Annotated in this window: 1 protein-coding gene; it reads right to left on the bottom strand. The window is 43.4% G+C overall.

Going from position 1 to position 1,097, the window contains the following annotated elements; translation table 11 throughout:
- Nucleotides 1–32: 32 nt before the first annotated feature.
- Nucleotides 33–1,097 (bottom strand): glucose-1-phosphate adenylyltransferase (locus tag R7O12_RS26450; protein WP_140086970.1); only part of this gene is annotated, 1,065 nt, incomplete at its 5' end.

The following is a 1,097-nucleotide window of genomic DNA, read 5'->3' as shown; positions in this document are numbered from 1 at the left end:
CCTCAGAAGCTACAAACAGAATAGATAAGTTGTTAGTAGCCAACTCGAGCTCCTTTCGGAATAACAACAATGCCCTCTTCCGACACATGGAAATGCTTTTTATCTTCTTGAAGATTCACACCAATTTGAGTTCCAGGTGCAATATCGGCATCCTTGTCGACAATAACACGACGTAACACACAGCCTTCGCCGATTTTTACGTCACCTAATAGGATACATTCGCTAATATCACACGCGGATGCAATATTGCTGCGAAATCCAAGTACTGACTTCTCGATACGAGAACCACGAACATAACTGCCATTACATACCAAGCTATCAATGATCTGCACTCGACCGTTGTCTGAATCGGTAAACGTTGCAGGTGGCAATGGTGGGTAATAGGTATGAAGAGGCCACTTACGGTTGTACAAAGAGAATGGCGCGTCTTTTTCTAATAGATCCATGTGCGCTTGCCAGTACGCATCAATCGTACCTACATCACGCCAGTAAACCTCTTCTTTCTCACCACTGATTCTGTTGGTGCTGAAGTCATAGACAAAAACGTCACCACGAGGGAACATTTTCGGGATGATATCTTTACCAAAATCATGAGAAGAAGCTTCATTGTCTGCATCTTCCACGAGTTCAGAAAATAGAACTTGTGCTTCGAATACGTAGTTCCCCATCGAGACTAACGCGAAATCTGGTTCTCCAGGAATCGATTTTGGATTAGCGGGTTTTTCCTCAAAGCCAATCATTCTGCCTTCAGCATCAACCTCTATTACACCAAATTGAGAAGCTTCTTTTAGTGGCATGCGCAGTGCAGACACCGTCAATGACGCCTTCTTCTCCGTATGGAAGTTCAGCATCTGCTTGATGTCCATCTTGTAAATGTGGTCAGAGCCAAAGATACAAACCTGATCCGGTTCTTCAAGCTCCATAAAACGTAGGTTCTGATAGATAGCATCTGCAGTGCCTTCATACCAACGCTTACCCGTACGCATTTGCGCAGGAATTGGGTCAATAAAGCGATCAGTAATACCATTAATGTTCCACCCTTTTTTCAAGTGATGGAAAAGAGACTGAGATTTAAATTGAGTAAGGACATAAATGCG

Source organism: Vibrio sp. Vb1574 (assembly GCF_033338675.1).
The sequence above is the reverse complement of the archived record's forward strand: the minus strand, read 5'-3'. Positions and strand labels throughout refer to the sequence as shown.